Origin of the sequence: Trichodesmium erythraeum IMS101, from assembly GCF_000014265.1 — a bacterium.
Classification (GTDB): domain Bacteria; phylum Cyanobacteriota; class Cyanobacteriia; order Cyanobacteriales; family Microcoleaceae; genus Trichodesmium; species Trichodesmium erythraeum.
The window spans coordinates 4,796,817-4,817,631 of sequence record NC_008312.1 but is presented as its reverse complement, the minus strand read 5'-3'; the positions used below and the strand labels follow the sequence as shown (position 1 = coordinate 4,817,631).

At 37.0% G+C, this 20,815-nt stretch carries 13 protein-coding genes, 1 tRNA gene and 3 pseudogenes; 13 read left to right on the top strand and 4 right to left on the bottom strand.

Annotated elements, in window-relative coordinates; translation table 11 throughout:
- Positions 1-1,007 precede the first annotated feature (1,007 nt).
- A complete protein-coding gene (locus TERY_RS15115; RefSeq protein WP_011612630.1) occupies positions 1,008-4,526 on the top strand; it encodes a response regulator in 3,519 nt (1,172 codons plus the stop codon).
- 72 nt (positions 4,527-4,598) lie between these two features.
- Positions 4,599-4,669: transfer RNA gene (locus TERY_RS15110), tRNA-Gly, on the top strand.
- A 74-nt stretch (positions 4,670-4,743) separates the two neighbouring features.
- Here the strand turns inward: TERY_RS15110 and TERY_RS33250 are convergent.
- Positions 4,744-4,887: a hypothetical protein gene (locus tag TERY_RS33250; protein WP_155994447.1), complete on the bottom strand. Its 144-nt coding sequence runs from the start codon at positions 4,885-4,887 to the stop codon at positions 4,744-4,746.
- Between the two features lie 9 nt (positions 4,888-4,896).
- A complete protein-coding gene (locus TERY_RS30845; protein WP_081432468.1) occupies positions 4,897-5,109 on the bottom strand; it encodes a helix-turn-helix domain-containing protein in 213 nt (70 codons plus the stop codon).
- Positions 5,110-5,446: 337 nt separating this feature from the next.
- On the opposite strand from TERY_RS30845, the pseudogene TERY_RS37065 reads away from it, so the two are divergent.
- From TERY_RS37065 to TERY_RS15055, 9 genes and pseudogenes are all read left to right on the top strand, one after another.
- Positions 5,447-5,620 (top strand): annotated as a pseudogene (locus tag TERY_RS37065) (IS1 family transposase); the annotation flags it as partial.
- Positions 5,621-6,597: 977 nt separating this feature from the next.
- The gene (locus TERY_RS15090; RefSeq protein ID WP_011612629.1) at positions 6,598-6,927 is read left to right on the top strand and encodes a hypothetical protein; all 330 of its coding nucleotides are present in this window, start codon (positions 6,598-6,600) and stop codon (positions 6,925-6,927) included.
- Between the two features lie 313 nt (positions 6,928-7,240).
- Positions 7,241-9,145 carry an AAA family ATPase gene (locus TERY_RS15085; protein ID WP_011612628.1) on the top strand — a complete coding sequence of 635 codons (1,905 nt, stop codon included), beginning with the start codon at positions 7,241-7,243 and terminating at the stop codon, positions 9,143-9,145.
- 44 nt (positions 9,146-9,189) lie between these two features.
- Positions 9,190-10,251, top strand: a complete 1,062-nt coding sequence (locus TERY_RS15080) for a protein kinase domain-containing protein (RefSeq protein ID WP_011612627.1) — start codon at positions 9,190-9,192, stop codon at positions 10,249-10,251.
- Positions 10,252-10,297: 46 nt separating this feature from the next.
- Positions 10,298-10,843, top strand: a complete 546-nt coding sequence (locus TERY_RS15075) for a hypothetical protein (RefSeq protein ID WP_155994446.1) — start codon at positions 10,298-10,300, stop codon at positions 10,841-10,843.
- A 71-nt stretch (positions 10,844-10,914) separates the two neighbouring features.
- Positions 10,915-12,894, top strand: a complete 1,980-nt coding sequence (locus tag TERY_RS25480; RefSeq protein ID WP_011612625.1) for a tetratricopeptide repeat protein — start codon at positions 10,915-10,917, stop codon at positions 12,892-12,894.
- Between the two features lie 72 nt (positions 12,895-12,966).
- Positions 12,967-14,229 (top strand): VWA domain-containing protein, encoded by a 1,263-nt coding sequence (locus tag TERY_RS15065; RefSeq protein WP_011612624.1) that lies wholly within the window; start codon positions 12,967-12,969, stop codon positions 14,227-14,229.
- A gap of 40 nt (positions 14,230-14,269) precedes the next feature.
- The gene (locus tag TERY_RS15060; RefSeq protein ID WP_011612623.1) at positions 14,270-14,674 is read left to right on the top strand and encodes an FHA domain-containing protein; all 405 of its coding nucleotides are present in this window, start codon (positions 14,270-14,272) and stop codon (positions 14,672-14,674) included.
- Positions 14,667-15,482, top strand: a complete 816-nt coding sequence (locus tag TERY_RS15055; RefSeq protein ID WP_011612622.1) for a protein phosphatase 2C domain-containing protein — start codon at positions 14,667-14,669, stop codon at positions 15,480-15,482. Before TERY_RS15060 ends, TERY_RS15055 begins: the two co-directional genes overlap by 8 nt.
- Before the next feature lie 543 nt (positions 15,483-16,025).
- Here TERY_RS15055 and TERY_RS15050 read toward each other — a convergent pair.
- Positions 16,026-16,319 carry a transposase gene (locus TERY_RS15050; RefSeq protein ID WP_011612621.1) on the bottom strand — a complete coding sequence of 98 codons (294 nt, stop codon included), beginning with the start codon at positions 16,317-16,319 and terminating at the stop codon, positions 16,026-16,028.
- Positions 16,320-16,808: 489 nt separating this feature from the next.
- On the bottom strand, positions 16,809-17,465 hold the full coding sequence (locus TERY_RS15045; protein ID WP_044137595.1) for a methyltransferase family protein: 657 nt from the start codon (positions 17,463-17,465) through the stop codon (positions 16,809-16,811).
- 1,390 nt (positions 17,466-18,855) lie between these two features.
- Here TERY_RS15045 and TERY_RS30840 point away from each other — a divergent pair.
- Together TERY_RS30840 and TERY_RS30835 are read left to right on the top strand one after the other, a co-directional pair.
- A pseudogene (locus TERY_RS30840) lies at positions 18,856-19,581 on the top strand (IS1 family transposase).
- A 144-nt stretch (positions 19,582-19,725) separates the two neighbouring features.
- Positions 19,726-20,434: pseudogene (locus TERY_RS30835) on the top strand (IS1 family transposase).
- The last annotated feature ends 381 nt before the right edge of the window (positions 20,435-20,815 follow it).

Below are 20,815 nucleotides of genomic sequence, written 5' to 3'. Positions count from 1 at the left end.
TATTGAGGTAATTTCATTGTTAACTAATTTCTGTGATTTATCCAGTCCTAGTTGAATACCTTCAGTTGGTAGTATTATTTTCAAGAGATAGTATAATACGAAATTATGGTATAAAAGCCGGATTTTTTTATCGCCAAACCCCTGATTTAGTAATGGCTGAAAGTGAAAAAAAATACCTTCTCATACTCAGTAGATTTGGTGTTAGTGTTGAAAAATTCAAGGAATACATTGATGAAATTCTTCATTCATGATAATAATCCCTTGGTATTGTTATAATAGTTCTCTTATATTGTGTTATCTTTCACCTTGGCATCGGGTAGAAAACTTACCTAAGAACACAGGTATTCTGCTTAAATTCAGATTAAAGTTTTAAATAGATTTAAAGATAAATCGTAATTTTTGTATGAAAATATGAAAACTGGTTACAATTAATAGATGATTCTAATAAATTTTTTCACAGGCTTGAGTATACTAAATTAAAGGGATAGCAAGGGGGTAATTGATAAAAAAAGGCCAAATAAAATTTACTATATGGGAAAAAAGTAATGTGTGGAGAAAGGTTAAAAAATGATAAAATATATCAAATTTAGTTGATTTTGTTCTAAAAAGAAACAGTTTTTGTTCTGAATAAAAAACTATTATAAAATGTTCAAGAATTGAATCTTACAAACAAACACTCATTTATAAATATTACAAATTTAATGGAGTGAACCTTTAATCACAACTATAGCATTTCTCTGAAGAATGAGGTACATATTTAAAGCTGAAAAGCTTGTTAATTCAAGCTTTTATTGTATCTTATTTAATTTTGAACCGCAATATTACTATGGAAGTAGCCTTTTTCACTTAAACAAATACCAAAGTGAAGAAATAAGGCTTCTTGGTTGATTAAATAGATATGATTGGCCATCTATCAATCAGTAGGGAAGCGGAATGGAGTTATATCTATACTGTACCTGCGAAATAATAATTTATTATAACTGACCTGAAAGCACGGAGAGCGGTGCATGAGTTTCAGACAAGAAAAACCTAAAACGAAAATTTTGGTTGTCGATGACGAACCATATAATTTAGATCTTCTGTACCGCACCTTTTTCCAAAACTACAAGGTGCTACGAGCCGAAGGTGGTTCAGAAGCCCTCGAAGTTCTGGAAAAATCTGGGGAAGTAGCTGTAATTATTTCAGACCAACGAATGCCCAAAATGAGTGGTACAGAATTTTTAAGTCTTACTGCTGAAAAATATCCTAATACTATTAGGATTATTTTGACTGGGTATACAGATGTAGAAGACTTAGTAGAAGCAATAAACTCTGGTAAGGTCTTTAAATATGTAACTAAACCTTGGGATGATCATGAGCTTAAAGCATTAGTAAAGCAGGGAGTTGACACCCACAATGTCCTAAAATCCCATACTGAGGAACTACGTCGTGCTCTTCAGCAAGAATCTCTTCTATACGCAGTTACTAATACTATTCGCTCTGCCCCAAATTATCGGGAGATGCTTCAGAGGATAGTGGAAAGTATTGGTCAAATGTTGGAAGTGAACTTGGCGATCTGCTGTCCTTTCCAAGATAACCATGGAGAAGATGAATGGTTTGCTATTTATCAGGATCAAGAACATAACTCTAAACAATCAACCAATAATAATCTTCCTAAAATACCACAAGAAATTTTGGCTTCATTAATCTGGAAAACAGATACTGTAGAAATAATTTCAGATACAAAAAATCACGAAAAGCTCAAAGGAGAAACTGTAGAAGCTCAAAAACGCCAACAAGCTTATCTAGAAGCAAATGTCTATTCTAGTTTAATTGTGCCTCTATTTTCCCGATCAGAATTAATTGCAGTTTTAGCACTACACCAGTGTGGAGAATACCGTAATTGGTTAGACTATGAAGTTCAATTGTTAATTACAGTTACTGATCAAGCTGCTCTAGCTCTATCTCAAGCTCGTGCTTATGAACAACTGAGAAGTCTAGCTCAACGAGAAACTCTGGTGAATACGATCACAACTGCTATTCGCTCTAGTCTTAACCCTCAAGAGATTTTTACTGCTATCACTCAAGAGTTAGGCCAAGCCTTGGAAGTAGATGGTTGTGCTCTTTCTTTGTGGACAGAAGCAGATGAATATGTTCAGACTGTGGGGTTATATGATGCTCAAGCTAAATCTTCTGTAAGTACCACTGAAGTCGAAGCTCTTTCAGATCAATCTGTGATGGAAACACAAGTTTCTAATGATGAAAACTTCTTGATTTCAATGAACTTACCTCAGTCAGTGGTTCCTATTAGTAGTAATCCTGTTTTAGGAGAATTGCTAAAAACAAAAAAAACGGTGGCAATTAGCGATCTGAATAAACATCAAAAACTTGATAAATCTGATCTCCCGTTACGATCTAATTCTCGTGCTTTGATGGTGGTACCTCTCATTGTTGATGGTGAAATTATTGGTAGTATTTCTCTACGCAATAATTCTTATGAGCGCCAATGGCAGGCTTCAGAAATTGAACTGGCTGAAGCACTAGCTTCCCAAGCGGCGATCGCTGTTCAACAATCCCGTCTTTATCAAACTACTAGAAAACAAGCAGAAAGACTACTGGAAGCAGATCGCCTCAAAACAGAATTTTTCCAGAATATATCCCATGAGTTTCGTACTCCTCTGACTCTGATGATTGGATTATTAGAGGAAGCAGTCAACTATCAACAAGATTTACCTTTAGAATCTTCTGCGATCGCTCTGCGTAATTCTCGTCGTCTCTTAAGATTAGTTAATCAATTACTAGATTTACAAAGACTTGATGCGGGACGAATGCAGCCTTCTTTTCGCCCTTGTAGTCTTGTGGATCTGTGTCGTAATATTGTTGAATCATTTACCCCCTACTGCCAGAAAAAAGAACTAAGTTTAGTTACAGACTTTAGTGATACTTGTTTACTAGTTTATTTAGATGTAGAAAAATTTGATAAAGTTATCTATAATTTGCTCTCAAATGCTATGAAATTTACTCCTGCTGGAGGTAGTATTAGGATCTCAATTGAATCTAGTCAGGAATATTGTCTGTTGAAGGTAGAAGACACTGGTATTGGAATTCGTCAAGAACAAATTCCCTTTTTGTTTCAAAGATTTCGGCAGGCAGAAGGTTCAGCAAATCGTTCTTACGAAGGAAGTGGTTTGGGTTTAGCTTTAGTCAAAGAATTAGTGGAACTTCACGGTGCTCAAATAAGTGTAGAGTCAGTTTATGGTCAAGGTACTACTTTTAAAGTTTGGATGCGAACAGGAAAGAGTCATTTACCTGTAGCCCAAGTATTAGAAACACCAGCTGAATTTGATGCTACTAAGTTGGCTGTTGAGTTGGCGGATGTAGAAGCAGAGTTACAAGAAGTAGAGGATTTACAAACTGTAGACCAACAAGAAAGTATTGCTACAGTTAATTATGATGATATGGCAGTAACTACTATTTTGGTTGTAGATGATAATCCAGATTTGAGAAACTATGTCTCAAGAATTCTGCGAAAGTCTAACTTTAATGTAGTGTTAGCTAGGGATGGAGCTGAGGGATTTGAGTTTGCAGAAATTCATCATCCTCATGTAATTATAACTGATTTGATGATGCCAGTTGTGTCTGGTTTGGATTTAATTAAGATGATTAGAGAAGAAAAACAATTGCGAGGTACGCCTATTATTTTGTTAACTGCTAAAGCAGATGAAGATACTAGAATTGAAGGGGTAGAAAGAGGAGCAGATGCTTATTTGTCAAAACCGTTTAATGATAGAGAATTGTTAGCAGAAGTTAGAAATTTATTGGTTTTGAAAGAGAATGAGCGACATATGCAGGAGTTGAATTATTATTTGACGGAGTCAGTTTTACAGCGGTTTTTACCATCGGAAATGGTGCAACGGGCAGCAGCAGGAGAGTTGGTTTTGGATTTTACACCAGAAACAAGGTTGGTAACTGTTTTATTTAGTGATATTGTCGGTTTTACTCGGATGTCGAATATTTTGCAGTCGTCTCGTATTGCAGACTTATTGAATGAATATTTGGCAGAAATGACAAGAGCTATTTTTGCTAATGGTGGTACTGTAGATAAGTTTGTGGGAGATGCTGTGATGGCAATTTATGGTTCACCTGAAGAGTTGACTCCACAGGAGCAGGCGCGACGGGCAGTAGCTTCGGCTCAGGCAATGTTGAAAGCTTTAGATAAGTTGAATGAGCGCTGGCAAAATCTGCAATTGATTGGAAGTAATGGGGTGCCTCCTGTGAGGTTTCGTTGTGGAATTCATCAGGGGAATGCTGTAGTAGGGATGTTTGGTGGTCCAAAGCGTTCTGATTATACAGCGATTGGCCCATCAGTAAATATTGCAGCTCGTTTAGAAGAGGCCGCAGAGCCAAATACAATTTTGGTATCAGCAACAGTGGCCCAGTATTTAGATAGTCGGATGGTGAAGAAGTATGGATTTTTAAAGCTAAAAGGCATAGATGAAGATATTTTGGGCTTTCTGGTGAGTAGAAGTCCCATAAGTGAAAATTGATAGAGCCAAAATATTTTTTTCTGATTTACTTGCAATTTTGAGAAACTGTGCTATATTTATTAAATGACTACTGCGGGTGTAGTTTAGTGGTAAAACCTTAGCCTTCCAAGCTAATGATGGGGGTTCGATTCCCCCCACCCGCTTTTACTTAAACATAATGAAAATTTCTTATCTTAATTTTTTAGTCCTGTAAAGTAGAAAATTCGGGGCTAAGTTTTTATTTTGTTTGGCGATCGCTAGCTAATTTTTTCCCTAATTGGCCAGAGTTATATGTACGTTGCTCTTTTGTTAGGCATTGTTCTAGAAAGACCATATCTTCTTCAGACCACTTTAGTTTTTCCTCTCGCCCTGGTGAGTCCAAAAGTCTTTCTTAGCTAAGTTTTTGCCATTTATGCAATACTGTTGTGACTGTTTGTGAACTCCAGTTGAAGTGAGCTGCTATTTTTTCGACATACCAACCATAGACATTGAGCCTAATTACTTCTGCTCGGTGTTTGACTTTCTGTGGTACATCCTCAGTTTTAAGCTTCAGTAGTTTTTGGTCTTGCTCACTAGTGAGAAAAATCCTGAAACGAGCGCCCATAAAAAAATAACCTTGATAGATAAACTTATTGTCGGGATACAGCTATTTCAGAAGTTTATGTTGAAGCACATTCCATGTATCAAAAATAAGTATGTATAACTAGGGGATATTGATGCTCTTTCAAAAGAACAGATAAAATGCTTGCCCGTAAATTATAACTCTATCCGTTCTATCAAGATAATCAACTGCTTCAGGTAGAGCAAGGTCTTTTTTGGGCGTTGGTAGATAGCGGGATGAATCTATTTTTTTTAAATAGCTTGTTGGTTTATAATAGTTGACGTCATTAACACCTGTGAGAGTTCAACCTATGCAATATCCTGGCTGTGGCTGCTAGCATATCCGCAAAAATGGCCATCAATGAGGCAAGCAGAATTATATTGGTGTCCCTTGTAGCAGTCAGTTCATCGAACCTTCTCAACCACGAGAATACGGCGATGATCTTAAAAGGCTGTGCTTGAGAATGTACGTTAACGGTATGGGTATTAGAGGAATTGCGCGGGTGAAAGGGATTACACCACCAATAGTAAGCGATCGCTCTCTAAAAATTATAGCCATCGCTTTACTGACTATGCGCTATATATAGTGTCTTTGCGTAAGTCCTGATAAAATTATCAGTTTCATCTTAAGAAGTGCGGAATGTGGGATAGGAGTAGTTTGGGTAGAAACACGGTGAAACCCAACACCCCCTTAATTTTTATGAGGTTTCCTACCTCAACCCACCTAGATCAAAAATCAGATACAGCATATTTCAGATAAATGAGGTACAAGATAAACCATAAAAACACTGTATTACTTAAATATTATCTGCGTAAGTGTGCCTCACAAAAGTTAAATCCGGTCTTTATTATAGATTTTATGAGATTTTTGCATATTTCTAGGAAAGAGACATAATATCAAAAGCTTATCTGTGACCTAATTTATGTCTAGCTTTGTTGTTGTTGGTGACAAGCTTCACAGTTTTTGCACATAATCTTAGGAGGATGTTCCCCACCTATATATTTGCTCAAAAATATCCAGTGCTTGTTTGAGCAATACTTCCACTGGTTCGTATTTCCTTTGAGAATAATATAAGAAAGCCTGGTTATTCAGTTGCGTGGCCAGATATGGGTGCTTAGGAAGTAGAGCAACTTTAACAATTTTGATGCTTGCATTGATCTGTGCAAGGCTTACAGATTTCTCTAATTGTTTGAGATACTTATTGATAGATGAAATTTTTATCACTATTATTGAGATGGAGAAAATTTTATCTCAAATAAATGATGGGGTTGATGATAGGTAAACATTTGGAAAAACCGGGTTTCTCTACATGGCCCAAAAACCGGTTAACTCATTGGAAAAATGAATGCTTGAAGTTGAAGTTGACGCCCCCTGCCCCAAAAGTTAGAATAAAATTTAAGGGTAAAGCTAGTCAAACTGCTAGTACGCCAAGTAAAGGAGAGGACAGCAGTGCTTTTATCGACTAAACACACTAACAGGAGTTAAAAATACATGATTCTCGACTATTTAGTTAAAGCAGCTTTTGGAATTATCAATACCGTGGCTCCGTCTTTGACTCCACAAAGGTTCCTTGATGGCATGAGAGATGATTTTGACCCCAATTTATCAGATGAAGAAAACAAGAAAATAATGATGCAAAAAATCCGTGGAGGTAAATTGGGAACAGGTTTAGCGGAGGTGGCTTCTTACGAACCAGGAACCGATAGAAATTTTGAAGAGGTATTAGCGGAAGTTGAGTCTTCACAGCTAAAAAAACAGCCTACTTCCGTTGTAGAGGTAGGGGAAGAAAACGAGCAAAAGACACAGAAATTCCAGTCTTGAAGTTTCTCAAAATTAATGTTAACTTAAGCAAAACAACTTGATAGTGAGGAGAAAAAATGTCGGTTTGGACTGAATTCTTAAAGACTGTCGCTAAAGAAGTTGCTAAAGAGCTTCTACGCAAGGCAGTAGATTATTGTGTAGAGTGGTTAATAGCTCAGTATCGCAAAGGTTACTAGGCTATTGTTTAGTAATCTACTCTAAAAGTTGACTTGGTCGCCGGAGTTGCTGAATATAATTGCTTTTTGTTATCTAAAACAGCACTCCTGCTTCTCACAAAATACAAGGCTAATTTATCAAAAAAGCATGAGATTTGATGAAAAAAGTGGTTGACGATAGTTTCAAAATACGATGGATTCAGGAATTTGAAAAGCTGATTCACCGTCGCCAACATATTATTTTATACGGAAACATTTACGACCATTTTTTGTGGCGCGGCGCTTATCAGAGTATCCACCATTTCCTAAAATCTTATTTCTTAGATAACCAGTTCGATCTGGTTGTTAGTTACGACGATATAGAAAAGTTCAAGTTTGCTAAACCTGATATGACGGAACTTTTTGATAACTTGGCATTGCGTCGTGGTGCTTTGGAAACTTATCTACCTATAGAAGAATCGTTTCGGCAAATATTTGGGTTATTATCCCAACCAAAAACATCCGTGGCGGTGACGGTGGAACTGGGGGATATGTTGGCGTCGAAGAGTATTAGTCAAGGCAGCGGGCGACATCCTCTCATGATGTTGAAAAAATCTACTTTAGAAGCATCTTTAATCGCCAATGGTGCTTTAAAAGGATTTCGCAATACTCTGGTAATTTTAGTTAACGAACTTGAAACTGTACCCCAATGGTTTTACCATAAAAACCCTTTTTTGCGGAGAATACAAGTTTCGCTTCCCAGTAAGGACGAACGCCGCGAGTTTGCATTGCGCTTTTTTGCTCCTATGGCTAACGGGATGGGGGGATTTTATGAGGGCGATCGTATCGAAGTCCATCCCCCTTCTCCAGAACAGCCCTCGGAACTAGAAGTCTTGGCAGAGGAGTTTGCGGACCTGACGGAGGAATTTCAAATCTGGGATCTGGAGGCTTTGCGTCATACTTCCTGGCAGGAAAAAATTCCCCTGGAAACTAATAAAATATGGCGGTTGGTTAACTTTTATAAGTTTGGCCAACGGGAAGACCCCTGGGAAAAGTTGAGCGCGGATAAAGTCGCAAATGCCGGGAAAGAACTGTCTGAGATGGTCTTGGGACAAGAGAGGGCGATTTCTGCTGTCACTACGATGTTGAGTTCCGCTAGGGTGGGGTTGAGCATGAGCAGCAACAAGGGTCCCAGCGGTAAACCGAAAGGGGTTTTCTTTTTTGTGGGGCCGACGGGTGTGGGCAAAACCGAACTGGCAAAGGCGATGACTAAGCTGGTTTTTGGTAATGAGGAGGCTTTTGCCCGCTTTGATATGAGTGAGTATAGGGAAGAAAACGCGGACCAAAAGCTAATTGGTGCCCCTCCTGGCTATACGGGTTATGAGGAAGGGGGACAGCTAACTAATCGAGTTATTGACTACCCTTACAGCATTTTACTGTTTGATGAAATTGAGAAAGCACATCCTAAAATTTTAGATAAATTTCTGCAAATTTTGGAGGATGGCAGACTGACCGATGGTAAGGGACAAACTGCTTATTTTAGCCAAACGGCGATTATTTTTACTAGCAATATTGGAGCATCTGACAAAACTGACCCCCAAACTGGTAATATTATCCGAGAGGGAATTATGAATCGCGTTAAAGATGGGGATGTTTTTGGTTATGAAGAGGTAAAAACTCATTTTGAGGCTGAGGTGTATTGGTATTTTACGAGTCTCATTGGTCGGGCCGAGTTGCTGAGTCGTTTGGGGGACAATATTGTGGTGTTTGATTTGTTGCGATCGCAATTTGTCAGTATGATTGGAAAAAAGTTATTACTAAAATTGGCAGAAGTAGCAGCAGAAAAGTATCAGTTAATACTCAAATTTCAGCCTTCAGTTTATGGTGTTTTGAGGAAAAGGATGGGAGAAGGAGATAATTTGCTGTTTGGAGGACGACGAATTAAAACTGTATTGGAAAGTTTGGTTGAACGTCCGCTTAATAGTTGGATTTTTAAGAATTTTTCTGACACCAGCGAATTAGCAGGACATACGCTGAAAGTGGGGATAAAAAGCAATGGAGAGTTAGAGGTAGATCGAGTTTGAGGGATTAATTAATAGAGTTCAACTAATTAGTAAAAGAATCTACTATGAACAATACTTTACTTTGGAAAATGCTAGAAGGGCAAGTTATTGAAAAAAAATATTATCTCCGAGAACTTTTAGGTGCGGGTGGTTTTGGAGGAGTTTTTCTTGCTGATGATGTTGTTAGAAATAAGCTGATGCGTCAGGTGGCGATAAAACTGATTGTTGCCGATGATAATAACCAGGCTCAATTAAACGAACTCCAGGCATCTATGTCTTTAAAACATCCCAATCTCATCAGTTGCTTTGATGTCAACGAATGTCATCTTAATGCTGCCGATTTTCTTTATTTAGTAATGGAGGTAGCTGAGTTTAGTTTGGAAAAGCAGTTAAATGAGGGGGTTTTATCGGAAACAGAAACGCTGCAGTTAGTAAACTATATTGCAGGAGCTTTAGACTATCTCCACAATGAACAAAATTCCATTGCCCATAGAGATTTAAAGCCTGGAAATATACTTAGGGTGGGAGATAAATGGAAATTATCAGATTTTGGGTTGGTAAGGGCGATCGGAAAAAATAGTGTGATGGATACTGTTAATCTTACAGGAACTCCAGGCTACTCCCCACCAGAGGCTTATGAAGGTAAAGTAGCGACATCATGGGATGTTTGGTCTTTGGGGGTAATTATTGTGCAAGTGTTGACAGGAAAAATGCCATTTGAAGGAGATACGCCACAACAGTTACAAAAACAGGTGTGCAATGGAGAACCAGATTTATCAGGCTTGCCAAAAAGTTTTGAGCAGATGGTTCGGGGATGTTTGCAAAAAAATCGGCAAAAACGTTGGTCAGTAAAGCAAATTTTAACAGAAGTGGAATATACTTTTTCTAATGATTCAAAAACTACAAAGTTAAGTCCCCAAACTCAAATTTTTACAAGAATTGTAGATTCTAGCACCCTAGTAGAACTACCGATTAACCCAGTAAATGAAGGGGAAGATACTTCATCTAACCATCCAAAACCTACAGAATCAAGTCCCCAAAATCAAGAAATTCATCCTGATCGATGGGGAAGAGCCAAGGGATTTTGGGGATGGTTTAGTTCTTTATTTGACGATAACTCTTTCTAAAGGTAGTAAGTTTTTATTCACAAAATACTGTAATGGAGAAATAATTATGACAAAAAATCCAGATAAAGGTTCAAAACAGGAGATTAGAATTTCTTCTAGTTTGCTTAAAAGAGCATCGAAAGACAATCAAGACGCAATTCGTACCATGTTTCAACAGTTCATTCCAGAAGCAGAAGAAATTTGTTTGGTTCGGTATTTGGGATTGCAAGGACTATGGGGTTTTGGAAATCGAGAGTTTGTGTGTCTAACAGATCGTCGTGTCGCCGATATTACCGTAGGCCGATTTGGTCAAGTTACTTATCAAGATGGTTATTTAGAACATATCAACAGCACTTTTATTTATCAACCTTCTAAGTTATGGTTGTACTTAATAGTTGCAGTAGTAGGAATTACCGTAATAGGTTTGTTGTTATTACCTTTTGTCGTTCAAACATATTACAGATTCAACAAATGTGGAATAGTTATAGCAGTTAGAGGGGGACTGCCTGTGTATATTTTTACAAATCGTGGTTTGTTAACACGGGCAAATGAACTTCTTCGCGATCTTACGATCGCTAGAGAAAATCGCATTAAGTTAAGAGGTGTTGTTTAATAATAGACATCTTTAGTAAAGTAACTTTAAATTATTGTCAATCAAGTAAAAATAAACTGGTTGGGTAAAAAATGAGCAATCCATTTTCTAATATTTATTCCACTCAAATAGAGCCTAAAAAGGGCGATATTAAACTTCAGAAAAGTCTGCTTAAGCTAGGTTGTGAAGGTGATTTTGATGCTATTAAAACCATGTTTCAACAATTTATTCCTGAAGATGAGGAGATTTATGATGCGAGATATTTAGGTATTCAAGGTTTTTTTTGTTTGGGAAATCGTCAATTTGCTTGTGTGACTGAGCGTCGGATAGCACATATTAGTGTAGGTTATTTTGGGGAACTGAATTATGAAGATGGTTATTTAGAGCACATAAATAGTGGTTTTGTTTACAAACCGAGTAAATTAGCTTTGTATATTCATATAGGAGCTGTAATAGCAGCAATAACTTACACTCTTAGTTCGATTGCAGGGATAATTTTTGCTCTGGTTTTGGCATTAATCATCCTGCCATTTTCCGGAAAAATATACTATCTAATTTTTAAGTGCGGGCTTGTATTACCCATTAGAGAAGGAAATTTTGTTCTCGCTCCTTATGGAGACAATGTGTATTGGTACACAAATCGCTTGCTTTACATTTTTACCGATCATAAATTACTAACAAGGGCAAATGCTCTTTACCGTCAATTTATTATCAGCAGAGAAGAACGACTTAATACAGTTGAAAAATATCCTTTACCAGACTTGGTATCCAGAAGTGAAATCCCTGAATTAACTCCGTTACCCTTATCGTCATTACCATCAGTTGATGCTCCTGAAAACAGGCCTCTCCAGAAAAGGTTCTCAAGCCTTTATGCTACCGTTCGTAAATTGGTGTTTTTGGAGAGGTCTAATATTAAACCTAAAATAATCACAGGTTTAATAGTTACAATGGGAATAGGAGGATTTTTTGCTGTCACTAATATTCTGATTCCTCAGTTAAAAGAAAAAAAAGCTAAAATTTTACTTGAAGAAGCTAATAGCCTAGAAGAAATAGGGAATTATGAAAGTGCGCTAGAAAAATACCTTGAAGTTTTTGAACTTCTACCTGAATCAGCGGATGCTCCGATACGAGCTTGTTTGATACTCAATCTTGTAAAAAACTCTGAGCCAGAAACAACTATTTCTGTCTGTAAAGCAGCTATTAGTTTTAATCGCTATAATCACTTTCTATGGAAAGAAAAGGGAGATGCTTTATGGAAATTGGATCAAAAAGAAGAAGCATTAGAATCCTATCAAAAAGTTGTAGAAATTCAATCAGATGATTCAGAAGTTTGGTACAAGATAGGTTTGATTTGGGAAAACAAAGGAGAGATAAATGAAGCTTTAAATGCTTTTAACAAAGCTATAAAGGGTAATGGAGAATTTGGAGAATTCAGTATAGCGGATGTTTGGCAGAAAAAATGCTATCTTTTAGCTGAACAGGGAGAAGACACTCAAGAAACTTATTATGCCTGCAATCAAAGAGTCGAGCTGGTTGATTATGATTATCGAGCTTGGAAGGAGCGAGGGAATGCTTTGTCGAAGTTAAAGGGTAAACGTCAAGCATTAAATTCCTACTGGAGAGCTGTTCAATTTAAATCAGACGATTCAGAAGTCTGGTATAAAATAGGAGTGATTTACCAGGACAGAGGATGGCGAGATAAGGCTTTAGATGCTTTTGAGAAGGCGATAGAAGGTAATGGGGAATTTGGAGAATATAGTATAACCCATGTTTGGGACAAAAAATGTTCTATTTACCTTGACTTAGAAAAATTTCCAGACGCTTTTGCAGCTTGCAAAAAAATAAATAAAAAACTGACAAATGCAACTGTTACAGGCACTTCTTGGGAGACCAAGAATGTTCGCTCTGGAAGCTCTACTGAGACAGAGGTTCTTTTTGAATTAACTATTGGGAGTCCTGTTAGAGTCCTCGACGAGAGGTATAACTCAGATAATTATCTTTGGTACAAAATTTATAGTCCACAGTATCAGAGACAGGGATGGATTGCAAGTCAGTTGATTAAACGCGACTAACGATCTAGAGATCGATATTTTTAAAGACCAGTAAAGAGTAAAATCAAATCAATTACCGCAAAATAACCAACTATGTTTGACCTAGAACTAACCTGGGATAGACCAGCAAAACTTAACTCCCAACAGGCAAATTACCGAGACGGCAGTCACGTCCTACGAGTCCGCATTCAGCCTAAAACAGATGCCAATTTGCCCAGTTTACCAATACGGATGGCGATCGCTCTTGATACCAGTCAATCAATGAAAGGGGAAAAACTGCAACGCGCTAAAGAAGCTTGTCTTGCCGTCGTTTCTCATTTACGGGACCCAGACTACTTATCTCTAGCAGGTTACTCTACCAGAGTCACACCTTTGCTGGAATCTCTAGCAGGTGGGGGTGCTGCTGCGGGATTCGCCGAAGGGGCGATCGCTGATTTACAAGCAAGGGGTGTTACTCGCATCGACTTAGCATTAGATTGGATTGAAGAAAGTCTCCTTCCAGAAAAAAGCCCACCACTCGTGGGGGTTTTAATTACCGATGGTCATGCTACAAATGCTGGAGGAACGCCTTTAGATGATATGAAACCCTTTATTGTCAAAGCCAGGAACATGAAAAGTTGTGGCATTATCCTGTGTGCTGTAGGACTAGGTGATGCTGCTAACTTCAACACATCCTTTTTGACAGACTTAAGCGATCAAGGTGGAGGAGCATTTATCTATGCTGATACTCCAGACAAGCTATTGAGCGATCTACAAAACAGATTAAAAGCGGATCAGGAAATTGCCATTGTAGATGCCAAACTTCACTTAACACTATTAGCTTCCGGAGTTAAAGCGACAAGCTACTGTCGCTTCCGTCCAGAATATTTACCCCTAGAAGAAACCCGCCCCAATGAATTAAGCCTGGGAACACTCCGTAGGGATTACCCTACAGATATTTTAATTAGTTTGGATCTTCCCTCCATCAGTTTTGGCGAACCCCTAGGAAGTCGCGACATAATTTCAGTAGAACTAACAGCTAGGGGATTAGAAACCCCCATAAAAAAAACAGCCGCTATTACCTACACCACTGCCTACAGCGAAGCACAAAAAGTTAATACAGAAGTAAATCGTGATCGGCAATGTTGGGAAATCAACCTTTACAGCAAAGAGATGATAGACATTGGTAATAGTAATCCTAAGCGCACTGGAGAGTTGCTAACAGAAATTCAAGTTACAGCAGCCAAAGCCGGGGAACTAGATCTTGCCAGCCAAGCCGCCCAACAACTAGACGATTTGCAAAAGACAGGAAATTTGAATCCAGACAAAGCCACGGGAATATTGAGGGATTCGCGCAATCTTGGAAAGACAGACTAATCCCCAGTTTTCCAGTTTAAATATTATCTTCAAAACCAACATGAGTAACAGCTTCGGCATCGACACCCCTCCAGGTTTAAATCGGTTTACTCCCGATACCGCACAACTGCAGGTACTCAATGGACCTGGAGCCCACAGGATATTTCCCCTCAACCAGATGCGAATAGTTATTGGTCGCAACGACCCACCCAATATCAAAGTAGACATCAATTTAACTGATTGCGAAATCGGTAGTCCGCCAGCTATATCCCGCCGTCATGCAGAGATTGAGTGGGTAGGATGCAACCTGCAAATTGTAGATTTAGGCAGTAGTAACGGCACTTTTGTAGATGGAGAAAAGCTCTCTCCCGTTATCCCCAACCAGCCCTCATCTCCTGTCAGTTTAAAACCAGGAAGTCAGGTCAAACTAGGTAATTTAAAATTTGAGGTGATAATTAATGAATAAACCATTAGTGGTAGGGTCCCTAACTCGTGAAGTCAAAACCCATCGGGGCAACAAGCGGGAAATCAATCAAGATAATTATTTGCTGGAACTCTGGGAAGACGAAACTGCCATATTAGCCGTAGTAGCTGATGGTATGGGAGGAAATAAAGGAGGAGAGGTAGCCTCAAAAATTGCTGTGGATACCTTTCGGGGATTGCTGGAACAACCCTTTCCCCCAGAAGCTTTTGGACGATATGAATTACTGCTCAAAGGATTTTACGAAGCTGATCGCGCCATTCGAGAGCAAGCTTCTCAAGACTTCAAATTGATGAATATGGGGACAACGATAATAGCAGCGATCGTCACCCCCACAGAATTAATCCATCTCTATGCCGGAGACTGTCGCTTATACCACTTTAGTTGTAACTCTCCCCCCTACATCACCGCCGATCATTCAGTAGTAGGGGTACTCCTGGAGTTAGGAAAAATTACCCCTGAAGAAGTGTCGAGTCATCCGATGCGTTCCGTCGTTAACTCTTGTTTGGGAGGCAGGGGAAAAGCACAATTATCTATTGACCCAAAATGGGATTCTCCCCCTTCACCAGTAAGAAAATTGCATTCTGGAGATTTATTGTTGTTGTGCAGCGACGGGTTACATGGAGAAGTAAGTCAGGAAGTATTAGAAAGTTTGGTCGAACAGTTTAGAGATTCGTCAGAAAAGCTAACAAAGGCTTGTGTAAAAGCAGCTTTAGAGAATGGGGGCAAGGATAATATTACCGTAATTGCGATTAGAGTGAAGAAGAACTCACGGGGTGAAAAGCAAGCTTAATGGTAGATTTAATAAAAATTTGAGGCAATAACTTGAGAGGATATCTGTAAATAAAACCTTAAGGGACAAGGCGATTTAAAATCAGTGAAATCATAGCTATATGAACAACGAATTTACTTACTTCCAGTAAACCCTCCTAATCTTTACTGAGTTGTCTTTGGCGTCCCAGCCTACCTAAAGTTTTATCCACCACCTAACCTCAAAGTTCAAACTCAAAATTCTTTTAATAACGTTCAACCTCCTCCTGGTGAAGCTCCCATTCATCCGCGACTTGCTGTAACCCCTCACCTCGAACACCTCGTTCAGCCCAAACCTTTTATAGCCTTGGAACTGAAAGGCTAGATTCTGCTAGCAATATCCTCCCAGCTATCAAATATGATATATTTGCAGCATGAACTAGCACCACTAATACCAGCCCCAATGTTTCTACTAGGGTGTGGCGTTTCCGACCTTTGACTTTTTAGCCTCAATAAAAGCCACGCTCTACTCATCGTATCTAAGTTTTTTTCACTAATTTGCTATCAATTATCCCCCCTATGGATTTTAGGTTTTGTCCCTCTTATTAGCATACATGAGCTCGTGGGCGAGGGTGAATCTGTTGTCAGATTCCAATACTCCTGCCATTTTCGGCAAATCACCATACACAGTCAAGGCTGCTGGGAAGTCATGGGGTAAAAGTTCCCAGGCACAACTACTACTACGACTGTAGAGAATACTTTTAACAACTTCTGATAACTCCACTGTTTGTTTCCTACCTCTGGATGTTTCGGAATTAGCCACAGGTAGTATGGGGGCTATCACTTTCTTAGGTCTGTGGAATAGGGAAGAGCAAGTCATGTTCTCAATGTTTCACTTCTAGTTGATCACTTCCATTTTCTCTGTTTTACTTACCCCTTGTTTTATTTTAATCTTTTTTTTTACAGATACCCTCTTAGAGTTAGTATACAAATTTTAATATAGCCAAGTTTTTTTCATGCCTCCTTGCTTAAATATTAGGAAAGTTTACCATACCATTAGATATCATATATTTCAAAGAGAAGGTTTTAAATTTATTGGTATTGTCTGATATATTTGGGGAATTTTGTTTAGTTTTAAAGCCAAATAAATAATTTAATTATTTTTAGTTTTTGAAAGCTTTATAAAGTAAATCTTCAATTAATATTATGTCCGCATTTATAGTTATAATTAAAGCTTGTAGTAGGGCAAGATATCTAGGGTAAATATTTAAAATTGGAAAGCCCTACTACAAACCATAGGCTTTTTTATAATTATCCGGACATGATCTAAGCTATTCCTACTTATTTTTTAATAAATGTTTTAACTATTTTATTTACTAACTTTTTTAGCTTCTTGGTTAATAAAATTATCACCCCATAGTTGAGGAATAATTAAACCTGAATTAGTCTTATATTCTGTAAATTCTAGGTAACGAGACAAAGATTTATCTTTTTTCAGAATATTAGGAATAAATATTAAGGCAAAAAAACCTCCTAAAATTAAAAAAGGTAGCCAATGTTGGGCTAACATTGCAAAGGAAATATAAATAAACATTTCCCCTAAATAGTTTGTATTTCGGCAACGAGCAAAGAATCCTTCTGTGATTAATCCTGGCTTATATTTGAGGGTATAATATTTTTGAGCGTCGCTACTATAGTGGAGGAAAACTCCAAAAATATTAAGACAAATAGCAGCAGCTACTAAAGGTATTGGAGGTTCAGTTCCACTGCTAATTAAAATATAAGGAGCTACCCAATATAAACCTATAATTACAAACATCATAATACTTTGTATAACAGGTATTTCTTCCTCCCATTGTTTGTCTGGATAGATACGGTCTTTTAGTAGCCATAAAATTCCATAGGTACCATGTAGAGCTAGATAAATCCAAGGACCTAAAGTAAAGTTTTGGTAGGCTATCATTAGTACCAATATGAAAATCAAGGTGGTACCCTTATGGAGATTAATTGAATGTTTGATTTTAATCATAAGTGATAGTTATTTTTTCATTAAACTGGGCTTCTATTATAACCCTAACCAAGAAACCAGATTTATTACCCTAATTTAACGCAAAATGATTGTAAATTGTAGTTCATCAACCCGGTTTCTGGGTAAGTCTTGATTAATAATCAGCTATCCTAAATCATTTGTAAAATCACTAGACTTCTTAAAAAATTACTCAAACTCTTGTTCTTTAAGCATCAGTGCCTTCTGCCTCCTGCCTTCTAGTGGTCCATCTCTTTAACTCTTCAGATAGAATTGTTGTATCTACCAATAATACCATTCATAAAAAACAGAAATCAAATTATTAAAATTACAATAATTATAATAATCAAATTTAACAATTTCGATAACTTATTTCTTGAATTATGTAGATATCATGTCTAATTACTATTATTTTGCCAAAGAAGTAATTTAAGTGTGAACATACCAATATTATAAATTATATCTTGAAATATACCCATTACTAAGACTGATATTATGCAAATTACCTATATATTTTAAATCTGATAATATTTTTTTGCTGGTCAATACTAACATATTTGTTTTAAGATACAAACTTATTTTTTGAAATCTGATAATTGATAATTAAGTATATAGAATTTGGATCTTTTAAGAAAAGCATAAAAGGTTGAATAAAAATCATCCACAGAGTAGTTTATAATATTAAAATTAATAGTAGATCCGTATATTTTTTTCTGATATTTGTTTTGTTAAATAACAGTTATAATTTTTGAAGTAGATATAAGTAAACAGTCCTTATAATTCCACTATCAGCAGTAGTAGTACAAGTAGATGAATATAGCTGAAGTTCCTTAACACAGCACGGACTATATTTGAAAATATCGACATTCTAAATGGGTAGGACTATATCAATTCCTGCAACAAATTTTATAGCCTGCAACTTTTTATTTTACGCAACAGTTTATATTGGTACTTAAACATTTTCTGGTTGAAAAAATAAGTCAAAGTCTCTCCATATCAGAGCATGACGTCGATGCGCTAAAAATTGCTATAACCCCTGCTCCCCCCAAATTGAAGTAAAAGCCTTTGTTGGTCTATATTTGTTCGTATTATATAGAACCCTAGCAGTTGTGCTCCCAGGTTACCAAAAAAGTGATTGCCGACTTCAATGCACACCAGACTATAAGAGAGCGGTGGTCCTGTATATGTAGTGATAAGCCAATATAAATGATTATTTATTGACATTAATCTTGAAAACATTAAGTTTTTTATGCTTAATAATTCAAAATTTTTATCTAGGCTATCGCTACATAATAATCAGTCATCAAACTATCAAGAATTAAACTCAACTATCATGAAAAAAGTATGCTATTATCTATGACAGTAATAAGAAAAAATCTATATAATTCAGATGTCCATTCATAAATTAATCTGTCCTAGTTGTGGCAGTAATCATATTGTCAAAAATGGGAATATTCACAACAAAAAACAAAAATATCAATGTCAAAATTGTCTCTGACAATTTGTCGAAAATAGTCAAAGAGATTATATTAGTAATGAAACCAAAGAACTTATTGATAAATTAAAATAGAGAAAAAATTAGTTTAGCTGGTATAACCCGTGTAACAGGTGTGTCAGAAAAATGGCTCCAGAATTACGTCAATAATAAGTATGCTGAGGTTTCACGCTCTATTAAATGTACTAAAAAAAAACCGGTAAACTCACCATTCAATGTGATGAAATGTGGTCATTTGTAGGCAATAAAAATAATAAATAATGGCTGTGGTTAGCGATTGATATAGAAACTAAAGAAATTGTGGGTTTTTACTTAGGGGAAAGAGGAGAAAAAGGGGCAGCATAGATTATGGAATTCATTACCGGGTGTCTTAAGGCCGTGTGCAGTTTGTTATACAGATTTTTGGTCAGCTTACGAGCTTGTCTTTCCTGAAGAGAGACATAAATCAGTGGGGAATATTCAGGTTTAACAGCTTATATAGAAAGATTGAATAATACTTTGCGTCAAAGAATTTCTCGGTTGGTCAGAAAGACTTTATCCTTTTCTAAAAAGCTTCGGTCCCATCTAGGAGATATTTGGTATTTCATTAATCATTATAATGAAGCGATCGCTTCACTGTAATTTTATCACTACATATACAGGACTACCAAGAGAGCTTTGCGAAAAACAAAAATCACAGGACTAAAAAGAGTTTATTCTGATTAAACTATTCGGTAGTCCTGCATAGTAATGGTAAAATATAAATTAAAATTTAATTTTATAGCTATGCACTGTCCTAAATGCCAATCTACTAAAATCATCAAATATGGACATACTCACTACGGTAAGCCTCGGTTTCGTTGCCTAGTGTTTGGACGACAATTTGTCGAGAATCCTAGCAGACAACAAGAGTGATGAGGCAACAAGAGTGATGATTGATAAAATGTTGTTAGAGCGATTAGCATTGGCTGCGATCGCAAGAATTACTGGTGTTTCAGAAAGATGGCTACAGATTTACGTTAATAATAAGTATGAGCAAATTCAACAAAAAGTTGATGTTACTCAAAAAAAAACGGGTAAATTGACAATTCAACGGATACGAAATGTGGTCTTATGTTGGCTCTAAAACAAATAAGAAATGGATTTGGCTCGCTATAGATGTTAGCGAGCGCTCAATCTAGGAGTATATATTGGCGAGCGCTCTCAAAAGTCAGCTCAAGGTCTCTGGCAATCTTTACCTGGAGTATATCGTCAATGTGCAATTTGCTACACTGATTTTTGGGAAGCTTACGAGATAGTATTACCATCAATGGGACACAAGGCTGTAGGGAAGGAAACTGCTCAAACTAGCTATATAGAAAGGTTTAACAATACAATGCGACAACGCATCGGACGGTTAGTAAGAAAAACATTATCATTTTCTAAAAAATTAAGTAATCACATTGGAGCTATATGGAACTTCGTTCATCACTATAATAACACAATTTGTACTTGACCATTACTATGCAGGACTACCAACTATTCTACTAAACCTACCCAAACTTACATATATTTGATTACACAAGCTTTGAAGCTAGCTTCAGTGTTTTACCCTTATGCCACTGACCGCAGTCTGTAACTTATTTTCAAGAACAGGCTTCAAATTGCTTAGAACTCAAACTACTTATTCACATAGTTTTCGCTCCTTACTCATACTGCTACAATATCGCTATGTATGTGTAATTTTAAATGAACATAGTTAATTTGTATTTAACTGTTAAGTCCTGCTTTGTTGCACAAAGCACACACTAACTATTGGTTCTTTTTAAAGTTTTTCTCAGTTCCCTTTGGCCTAGATTATACACTAATAAACACAGTGACATAATAAACAGTATTG

Coding starts and splice junctions, on each gene's coding strand:
- TERY_RS15115 (WP_011612630.1), top strand. CDS start 1,008: ATGAGTTTCAGACAAGAAAAACCTAAAACGAAAATTTTGGTTGTCGAT.
- TERY_RS15090 (WP_011612629.1), top strand. CDS start 6,598: ATGATTCTCGACTATTTAGTTAAAGCAGCTTTTGGAATTATCAATACC.
- TERY_RS15060 (WP_011612623.1), top strand. CDS start 14,270: ATGAGTAACAGCTTCGGCATCGACACCCCTCCAGGTTTAAATCGGTTT.
- TERY_RS25480 (WP_011612625.1), top strand. CDS start 10,915: ATGAGCAATCCATTTTCTAATATTTATTCCACTCAAATAGAGCCTAAA.
- TERY_RS15085 (WP_011612628.1), top strand. CDS start 7,241: ATGAAAAAAGTGGTTGACGATAGTTTCAAAATACGATGGATTCAGGAA.
- TERY_RS15050 (WP_011612621.1), bottom strand. CDS start 16,319: ATGACTTGCTCTTCCCTATTCCACAGACCTAAGAAAGTGATAGCCCCC.
- TERY_RS15065 (WP_011612624.1), top strand. CDS start 12,967: ATGTTTGACCTAGAACTAACCTGGGATAGACCAGCAAAACTTAACTCC.
- TERY_RS15080 (WP_011612627.1), top strand. CDS start 9,190: ATGAACAATACTTTACTTTGGAAAATGCTAGAAGGGCAAGTTATTGAA.
- TERY_RS15075 (WP_155994446.1), top strand. CDS start 10,298: ATGACAAAAAATCCAGATAAAGGTTCAAAACAGGAGATTAGAATTTCT.
- TERY_RS15055 (WP_011612622.1), top strand. CDS start 14,667: ATGAATAAACCATTAGTGGTAGGGTCCCTAACTCGTGAAGTCAAAACC.
- TERY_RS30845 (WP_081432468.1), bottom strand. CDS start 5,109: ATGGGCGCTCGTTTCAGGATTTTTCTCACTAGTGAGCAAGACCAAAAA.